This is a genomic window from Thauera mechernichensis, from assembly GCF_029588855.1.
Lineage (GTDB): Bacteria > Pseudomonadota > Gammaproteobacteria > Burkholderiales > Rhodocyclaceae > Thauera > Thauera mechernichensis.
The window spans coordinates 63,043-70,808 of sequence record NZ_JARQZE010000018.1 but is presented as its reverse complement, the minus strand read 5'-3'; the positions used below and the strand labels follow the sequence as shown (position 1 = coordinate 70,808).

Genomic DNA, 7,766 nt, shown 5'->3' with positions numbered 1-7,766 from the left:
GTGCGCACCCGCCAGGCCATGCACGCCGCCCCCGGCCACACCCTCGAACAGCAGCTCTCCTTCGAAGGCGGCTTCATGCGCGAGCTGGGCTGGAGCGCGGACTACGCCGAGGGCGTCGCCGCCTTCACTGAAAAGCGCGCACCGAGGTTCACCGGGAAATGATCGTGGACGCCACCCAGACCTGCAAGCCCGTCGCACACGCATTGCCCACCTCGGCCATCGTCGCCGTGGTCGGTACCGGTGCCATGGGTGCCGGCATCGCACAGGTCGCGGCTGCGGCCGGCCACGTGGTCAAGCTGCTCGACAACCGACCGGGCGCCGCCGCCAAGGCAATCGAGGGCATCCGCGCCCAGTTCGGCAAGCTTGCCGACAAGGCGAAGATGAGTGCCGAGGCCGCACAGGCCGCAAGCGCGCGCCTGGTCGCCGTCGAGCAGCTCGGCGATCTCGCCGATGCCGCACTGGTCATCGAAGCTATCGTCGAGAACCTCGAAGCCAAGCAGACGCTGTACCGCAACCTGGAAGAGATCGTCGCTGCCGACTGCATCTTCGGTACCAATACCTCGTCGATCTCGGTGACCTCGATCGGCGCCGCACTGCAGCACCCCGAGCGCCTGGCCGGCCTGCACTTCTTCAACCCGGCGCCGCTGATGAAGCTGGTCGAGATCGTCTCCGGGCTTGCCACCGAGCGCGCCGTAGCCGACACCCTGTTCGCCACCGCTGCGGCCTGGGGCAAGACGCCGGTGCATGCACGCTCGACCCCGGGCTTCATCGTCAACCGTGTCGCCCGGCCGTACTACGCCGAGGCACTACGCATCCTCAATGAAGGCGGTGGCGACTGTGCCACGGTGGATGCCATCATGCGTGACGCCGGCGGCTTCCGCATGGGGCCGTTCGAACTGATGGACATGATCGGCCACGACGTAAACTTCGCCGTGACCCGTTCGGTATGGAACGCGTTCTACAACGATCCGCGCTTCACCCCCTCCCTGATCCAGCAGGAGCTGGTCGACGCCGGCTTCTACGGGCGCAAGTCGGGACGCGGCTTCTATGACTACCGCGACGGCGCCGAGCGTCCCGGTGCGCAGGTCGCCGTGGCGCAGCAGGCACCCGGCGACATCGTGCTGCATGGCCACTCGGCCGTGGCCCATGCGCTTGCCGATCGCCTGTTCGAACGCAAGATCGCCCACACCTGGGGTGAGGCCGCAGACGGCCGCATCGCCGAGGTGGGCGGCGCAGTGATCTTCGTGACTGACGGCCGCACGGCCACCCAGCGCGCCGCCGAGTCGGGCATCGACAATGTGGTGTTGATCGACCTCGCACTCGACTACGCCAGCGCTCCCCGCCTGGCCGTCGGCGCCGCGATCAACTGCTTCGCCCCAGCCGTTGGTGCCGCGATCGGACTGCTTCAGGCCGCCGGTTTCGAGGTCTGCCGCCTCGGTGATACACCTGGCCTGGCGGTGATGCGCACGGTCGCCATGCTCGCCAACGAAGCCGCCGACGCCGTGCATCAGGGCGTATGCGATGCCGCGGCCGCCGATGCGGCAATGAAGCTCGGCGTTAACTACCCGCGCGGCCCGCTCGAGTGGGCCGATCGCGTCGGCCTCCCGGCCATCTGCACGGTACTCGCCAACCTCGCCCGCTTCTACGGCGAAGACCGCTACCGCGTCTCGCCGCTCATCCAGCAGCGCGTCCTTGCCGGAAAGAAGATCCATGACTGACATCCAGACCATCCCCACGGACCCGCAGGCCCTGGCCGAAGCCGTGGCCGCTGCAATGTGGTCGCGCGACCGCGCCGCCCAGGCGCTGGGCATCCGCATCGAGGCCGTCGGCCCCGGCACCGCCACGCTCAGCATGCTGGTGCGCGGCGACATGGTGAATGGCCACCACATCTGCCACGGCGGCCTCATCTTCTCGCTTGCCGACACCGCCTTCGCCTACGCCTGCAACGCCTACAACCGCAACACCGTGGCCTCGGGCTGCAACATCGACTTCGTCGCCCCCGGCAAGGAGGGCGACACGCTCACCGCCGAGGCCATCGAGCGCTCGGCCTCGGGCCGCACCGGCGTCTATGACATCACCGTGCGCGACAGCAGCGGCAGGACGGTCGCGCTTTTCCGTGGCAAGAGCTACCGCATCGCCGGCGAGGTCATCGCCGGCCTGGCAGCAGAACAGGCCTGAGCGGCCCCCGAAGAACAGAGAGGAGAGGACAACATCATGACCGTGAAGCGCCCCCAGCCCGGCGAACTCGACCCGATCGAGACCGCCAGCCGTGACGAGATCTCCGCCCTGCAACTGCAGCGCCTGCAGTGGTCGGTGCGCCACACCTACGACAACGTCGCAGCCTACCGCACGCGCTGCGAAGAAAAGGGCGTGCACCCCGACGACCTCAAGTCGCTCGCCGACCTCGCCAGATTCCCGTTCATGACCAAGACGGACCTGCGCGACAACTACCCCTTCGGCCTGTTCGCCGTGCCGCGCGACAAGGTACTGCGCCTGCATGCCTCGAGCGGCACCACCGGCAAGTCGGTGGTGGTCGGCTATACCCGCAACGACCTCGACAACTGGGCCGACGTCGTCGCCCGTTCGCTGCGCGCCGCCGGCGTGCGCGCCGGCGACATGGTGCACAACGCCTATGGCTACGGCATGTTCACGGGCGGCCTCGGCGCCCACTACGGCATCGAGCGCCTGGGCTGCACCGTGGTGCCGATGTCGGGCGGGCAGACCGAGAAACAGGTGCAACAGATCGTCGATTTCCGCCCCGACGCGATCATGGTCACGCCGTCGTACTCGCTGGTGATCGCAGAGGAGTTCGAGCGCCTCAACATCAAGCCCGAGGAGATCTCGCTCAAGGTCGGCATCTTCGGCGCCGAGCCCTGGGGTGAAGGCATGCGCGCCGAGATCGAGCGCAAGCTCGGCATCGACGCCATCGACATCTACGGCCTCACCGAAGTCATGGGACCGGGCGTGGCCTGCGAGTGCATCGAGACCAAGGACGGCCCGGTGATCTGGGAAGATCATTTCTACCCCGAGATCATCGACCCCGACACCGGCGAGGTGCTGCCCGACGGCGAGGAAGGCGAGCTCGTGTTCACCTCGCTCACCAAGGAAGCCTTCCCGGTCATCCGCTACCGCACCCGCGACCTCACCCGCCTGCTGCCGCCGACTGCACGGTCGTTCCGCCGTATCGGCAAGATCACCGGGCGCTCGGACGACATGCTGATCGTGCGCGGTGTGAACGTGTTCCCGACCCAGATCGAGGAGCAGATCCTGCGCGACAAGCGCCTGTCCGGCAACTACCAGATCGTGCTCACCCGCGACGGTCACATGGACAACGTCGAGGTGCGCTGCGAAGTCCAGCGCGAGTTGTCGGGAGCGCTCAGCCGCAACGACACCGAGCTGATCGCGCGCGAGCTGCAGTCCCACATCAAGACCATCATCGGCATCACCACCAAGGTGAGCGTGATGGAGTTCGACACCATTCCGCGCACGCTGACCGGCAAGGCCCGCCGCGTCATCGACCAGCGCCCGAAGCAGCTCTGAGGAGCGCACGATGACACAAGCCTCAACGCCCCAAGCCTTCATCTGCGACGCCATTCGCACCCCGATCGGCCGCTACGGCGGCACGCTCGCAGCCGTGCGCGCCGACGATCTCGGTGCCGTGCCGCTCAAGGCCCTGATGACCCGTAACCCACAGGTCGACTGGGCCGCAGTGGAGGACATCATCTACGGCTGCGCCAACCAGGCCGGCGAGGACAACCGCAACGTCGCACGCATGTCCGGCCTGCTCGCCGGGCTGCCGATCGAGGTCCCCGGCACCACGGTCAACCGCCTGTGCGGCTCCGGCATGGACGCCATCGGCCTGGCCGCGCGCTCGATCAAGTCGGGCGAGACCGCGCTGATGATCGCTGGCGGCGTCGAAAGCATGTCGCGCGCGCCCTTCGTGATGGGCAAGGCCGAAAGCGCGTTCTCGCGCCAGGCCGCGATCTACGACACCACCATCGGCTGGCGCTTCATCAACCCGATGATGAAGAAGCTGTACGACACGCACTCGATGCCGCAGACCGCGGACAATGTCGCCGCCGAGTTCGACATCTCGCGCGCCGACCAGGACGCCTTCGCGCTGCGCTCGCAACAGCGCTGGGCCGCCGCCCACGCCGCCGGCCGTTTCGCGGACGAGCTGGTGCCGGTAGAGATCCCGCGCAAGAAGGGCGAACCGATCGTGTTCGACACCGATGAGCATCCGCGCCCCGACACCACGCTCGAGATGCTGGCCAAGCTCAAGGGCGTCAACGGTCCCGAACTCAGCGTCACTGCCGGCAACGCCTCGGGCGTCAATGATGGCGCGTGCGCAGTGCTGCTGGCCTCCGAAGCCGCCGCCGCGGCGCACGGCCTCACCCCGCGCGCGCGCGTCGTCGCCATGGCCACTGCCGGCGTGCCGCCGCGCATCATGGGCTTCGGCCCGGCGCCCGCGGTGCGCAAGGTGCTGGCCAAGGCCGGCCTCACCCTCGACCAGATGGATGTCATCGAACTCAACGAAGCCTTCGCCGCACAGGCGCTCGCCGTGGTCCGCGACCTCGGCCTCGCCGATGACGAGGCGCGCGTGAACCCCAACGGCGGCGCGATCGCCATGGGCCACCCGCTCGGCATGAGCGGCGCGCGCCTGGTCACCACCGCGGCCTACGAGCTGAAGCGCCGCAATGGCCGTTACGCGCTGTGCACCATGTGCATCGGTGTCGGCCAGGGGATCGCGATGATCATCGAGCGCGTCTGAAGCACAGGACATGGCTATGACCTACGACACTCTTGCCATAGAACGCTGCGGCGCCGTCGCCACCGTCTGGATGGATCGCCCTGAGGTATTCAACGCCTTCGACGAGCAGCTCATCGCCGAACTCGCCGCTGCCTGCGCGGCGCTCGACGCCGACGCTGGCGTGCGCGTGGTCGTGCTCGCCGGCCGTGGCAAGCACTTCTCGGCGGGTGCAGACCTGAACTGGATGCGCCGCGCCGCCGACAGCAGCGAAGCCGACAACCTCGCCGATTCGCGCAAGTTCGCCGCCATGCTGCATACGCTGGCAAGCATGTCGAAACCGACAATCGCCCGCGTACAGGGTGCCGCACTTGGCGGCGGCACCGGCCTGACCGCGGCCTGCGACATGGCGATTGCCGCGGCCGACGCCAGCTTTGCGACCTCCGAGGTCAAGTTCGGCATCATCCCCGCGGTCATCAGCCCGTACGTACTGCGCGCCATCGGCCCGCGCCACGCGCTGCGCTACTTCCAGAGCGCCGAACGCTTCGGTGCAGCGGAGGCCAAAGCAATGGGACTGGTCAGCGAGGTCGTTGCCGTGGATGAACTCGACGCTGCCGTGGACCGCCTGGTCCAGGCCCTGCTGGCCTGCGGCCCGCAGGCCCAGCTCGCAGCCAAACAGCTGATCGCGGCGATCAACGGGCGTCCGATCGACCCCGAGGTCGGCGAGGAAACCGCGACCCGCATTGCCCGCCAGCGCGCCACCGCAGAGGCGCGCGAGGGCTTCGCAGCCTTCTTCGAGAAGCGCCAGCCCGCATGGATGGCATGAACCCCCGCCGCGCCCGGAGCGCAGCGGACCACTGAGGAAAGGGCGGGCCACACGTCCCGCGTTCCGCACCGGCATTCTCCGGCGCGGTGTTTGCTAGGAGGAAACACATGTACACCCAGGCAATGGACATACCGGATGAGTCCGGGAAGAAGCTCGCCGTCGTCGCAGGGCAGAGCGAGCAGGAAGCCGCGTTCGAGGCCCGCATCGACGCCGACGGCCGCATCGAGCCGCAGGACTGGATGCCGGACGCCTACCGCAAGACCCTGGTGCGCCAGATCAGTCAGCATGCCCACAGCGAGGTCGTCGGCATGCTGCCCGAGGGCAACTGGATCTCGCGCGCGCCCAGCCTCAAGCGCAAGGCGATCCTGATCGCCAAGGTGCAGGACGAGGGCGGCCACGGCCTCTACCTTTACTCCGCCGCCGAAACGCTTGGCACCAGCCGCGACGAAATGATCGACGGCCTGCTCTCGGGCCGTGCCAAGTACAGCTCGATCTTCAACTATCCGACCCTGAACTGGGCCGACGTGGGCGTCATCGGCTGGCTGGTCGACGGCGCCGCGATCATGAACCAGATCCCGCTCTGCCGCTGCTCCTACGGCCCCTACTCGCGCGCCATGATCCGCGTGTGCAAGGAGGAGTCCTTCCACCAGCGCCAGGGCTACGAGGCCCTGCTGGTGATGATGAAGGGCACCGAGGCACAGCGCGAGATGGTGCAGGACGCAGTCAACCGCTACTGGTGGAAGTGCCTGGCCATGTTCGGGCCGCCCGACGCCGACAGTGCGCACAGCGCACAGGGCATGCGCTGGGGCATCAAGCGCATCAGCAACGACGACCTGCGCCAGAAGTTCATCGACGCCACCGTGCCGCAGGCCAAGGTGCTGGGCGTCACCCTGCCCGACCCCGACCTCAAGTGGAACGAGGCGCGCGGCCACTACGACTACGGCCAGATCGACTGGCAGGAATTCTGGAACACCGTCGAGGGCAACGGCCCCTGCAACAAGGAACGCCTGGCCACCCGCGTCAAGGCACACAAGGACGGCCAGTGGGTCCGCGACGCGGCCATGGCCCATGCACGCAAGCAACAAGAACGCGCACAAAAGGAGGCAGCATGAACACCCCCGCACTCAAGGATTGGCCGCTCTGGGAAGTCTTCGTCCGCAGCAAGCAGGGTCTCGAGCACAAGCACTGTGGCAGCCTGCACGCAGCCGACGCTGCCCAGGCCCTGCACATGGCGCGCGACGTCTACACCCGCCGCCAGGAGGGCGTGAGCATCTGGGTCGTGCCTTCGGCCGCGATCACCGCCAGCAACCCGGACGACAAGGGCGAGCTCTTCGACCCGGCTGCGGACAAGATCTACCGCCACCCGACCTTCTACGAAATTCCTGAAGAAGTGGGGCACATGTGATGAGCAAGGCACCCGTCGAATACCTGCTGCACCTGGCCGACAACGCCGTGGTGCTCGGCCAGCGCGACGCCGAATGGTGTGGCCACGGCCCCATCCTGGAAGAGGACCTCGCGCTCGCCAACGTCAGCCTCGACCTCATCGGCCAGGCCCGCCTGCTCTACCAGCTCGCCGCGGCGCGCATGGGCAACGGCGCCACCGAGGACGCCCTGGCCTACTTCCGCGATGACAAGGACTTCCTCAACTACACCCTGGTCGAGCTGCCCAACCACGGTGCCCTGGTCGGCTACGCGGCCGCAGACCGCGACTACGCCACCACCATCGTGCGCAACTTCCTCTACAGCGCGCTGATGGTGCTGGTGTGGGATGCGCTGCAGAAGTCGCCCGACAGCGACCTCGCCGCCATCGCCGCCAAGTCGCTCAAGGAGGCACGCTACCACCTGCACCACGCCGCCGACTGGCTGGTGAAGTTCGGCGACGGCACCGAAGAGTCGCATGCCCGTGCCCAGGCTGCCCTCGACCACCTGTTCCGCTACACCGAGGAGTTCTGGACGCCGAGCGCAGTGGAAGACGCCGCCATCGCCTCCGGTGCCGCAGTCGACGTGCGCACCCTGCGTGCCGCCTGGGACGCCATCATCGCCGACACCCTCGCCGAGGCCACGCTGAAGCGACCCGAGGTGCGCGGTTACATCCCCGAGGGCAAGCACGGCCGCCACTCCGAGCACCTGAGCTACCTGCTGGGCGAGATGCAGGGCCTGGCGCGCGCCCACCCCGGCGCAACCTGGTAAGGC

8 protein-coding genes and 1 pseudogene are annotated in these 7,766 nt (G+C 67.9%); all 9 read left to right on the top strand.

The window, feature by feature from the left end; all coding sequences use genetic code 11:
* Window positions 1–162, top strand: a pseudogene (locus tag P7F68_RS19920) (2-(1,2-epoxy-1,2-dihydrophenyl)acetyl-CoA isomerase); the annotation flags it as partial.
* Entirely contained in the window at window positions 159–1,718 is a 1,560-nt protein-coding gene (gene paaH / locus P7F68_RS17205; protein ID WP_277834993.1) for a 3-hydroxyacyl-CoA dehydrogenase PaaH, read from the top strand. The pseudogene P7F68_RS19920 and the gene paaH, both read left to right, overlap by 4 nt.
* Window positions 1,711–2,178, top strand: coding sequence for a hydroxyphenylacetyl-CoA thioesterase PaaI (gene paaI, locus P7F68_RS17200; protein WP_002938940.1), 468 nt, complete (start codon window positions 1,711–1,713; stop codon window positions 2,176–2,178). Before paaH ends, paaI begins: the two co-directional genes overlap by 8 nt.
* A gap of 36 nt (window positions 2,179–2,214) precedes the next feature.
* A complete protein-coding gene (gene paaK / locus P7F68_RS17195) occupies window positions 2,215–3,540 on the top strand; it encodes a phenylacetate--CoA ligase PaaK (protein WP_277834990.1) in 1,326 nt (441 codons plus the stop codon).
* Window positions 3,541–3,550: 10 nt separating this feature from the next.
* Window positions 3,551–4,771, top strand: coding sequence for a 3-oxoadipyl-CoA thiolase (gene pcaF, locus P7F68_RS17190; protein WP_277834976.1), 1,221 nt, complete (start codon window positions 3,551–3,553; stop codon window positions 4,769–4,771).
* 16 nt (window positions 4,772–4,787) lie between these two features.
* Entirely contained in the window at window positions 4,788–5,573 is a 786-nt protein-coding gene (locus P7F68_RS17185; protein ID WP_002938943.1) for an enoyl-CoA hydratase-related protein, read from the top strand.
* 107 nt (window positions 5,574–5,680) lie between these two features.
* Window positions 5,681–6,685 (top strand): 1,2-phenylacetyl-CoA epoxidase subunit PaaA, encoded by a 1,005-nt coding sequence (gene paaA, locus P7F68_RS17180; protein WP_002929409.1) that lies wholly within the window; start codon window positions 5,681–5,683, stop codon window positions 6,683–6,685.
* Window positions 6,682–6,978, top strand: a complete 297-nt coding sequence (gene paaB, locus P7F68_RS17175; protein WP_002929410.1) for a 1,2-phenylacetyl-CoA epoxidase subunit PaaB — start codon at window positions 6,682–6,684, stop codon at window positions 6,976–6,978. The genes paaA and paaB overlap by 4 nt, the downstream gene beginning before the upstream one ends.
* Window positions 6,978–7,763, top strand: coding sequence for a 1,2-phenylacetyl-CoA epoxidase subunit PaaC (paaC, locus tag P7F68_RS17170; protein WP_277834968.1), 786 nt, complete (start codon window positions 6,978–6,980; stop codon window positions 7,761–7,763). The genes paaB and paaC overlap by 1 nt, the downstream gene beginning before the upstream one ends.
* Window positions 7,764–7,766 lie beyond the last annotated feature (3 nt).

Bases quoted from the DNA above. Each gene is read 5' to 3' on its own strand.
- paaH (WP_277834993.1), top strand. From the start codon at position 159: ATGATCGTGGACGCCACCCAGACCTGCAAGCCCGTCGCACACGCATTG.
- paaI (WP_002938940.1), top strand. From the start codon at position 1,711: ATGACTGACATCCAGACCATCCCCACGGACCCGCAGGCCCTGGCCGAA.
- paaK (WP_277834990.1), top strand. From the start codon at position 2,215: ATGACCGTGAAGCGCCCCCAGCCCGGCGAACTCGACCCGATCGAGACC.
- pcaF (WP_277834976.1), top strand. From the start codon at position 3,551: ATGACACAAGCCTCAACGCCCCAAGCCTTCATCTGCGACGCCATTCGC.
- P7F68_RS17185 (WP_002938943.1), top strand. From the start codon at position 4,788: ATGACCTACGACACTCTTGCCATAGAACGCTGCGGCGCCGTCGCCACC.
- paaA (WP_002929409.1), top strand. From the start codon at position 5,681: ATGTACACCCAGGCAATGGACATACCGGATGAGTCCGGGAAGAAGCTC.
- paaB (WP_002929410.1), top strand. From the start codon at position 6,682: ATGAACACCCCCGCACTCAAGGATTGGCCGCTCTGGGAAGTCTTCGTC.
- paaC (WP_277834968.1), top strand. From the start codon at position 6,978: ATGAGCAAGGCACCCGTCGAATACCTGCTGCACCTGGCCGACAACGCC.